The 436-nt window shown below is 44.5% G+C and carries 1 pseudogene; it reads left to right on the forward strand.

Annotation, left to right across the window (positions count from 1 at the left end):
* Positions 1-436 (forward strand): annotated as a pseudogene (locus tag RVS70_RS22545) (NAD(P)/FAD-dependent oxidoreductase); the annotation flags it as partial.

Here is a 436-nt window from a genome sequence, read left to right on the forward strand (position 1 = left end):
CTCATACCGGAAGCACGGGAGACGGCTATGAATGGGCTGAAGCCGCAGGCCATACCATAACAGAGCTGTTTCCGACAGAGGTACCCGTCACTTCTGGCGAACCGTTCATTAAGCAAAAAACACTTCAGGGCTTATCACTAAGAGATGTAGCAGTCAGTGTGTTAAATAAAAAAGGCAAAACAATCATCACACATAAAATGGACATGCTGTTTACCCATTTCGGCCTCTCAGGTCCTGCCATTCTCAGATGCAGCCAATTTGTCGTGAAAGAGCTGAAAAAACAGCCCCAAGTTCCAATCAGAATTGACTTATATCCGGATATCAATGAAGAAACGCTTTTCCAAAAGATGTTTAAAGAATTGAAGGAAGCACCGAAAAAAACCATTAAAAACGTGCTGAAGCCCTGGATGCAGGAGCGCTACCTCCTATTCCTGCT

It is taken from the genome of Virgibacillus sp. M23 (assembly GCF_034190895.1).
GTDB lineage: Bacteria > Bacillota > Bacilli > Bacillales > Amphibacillaceae > Virgibacillus > Virgibacillus salarius.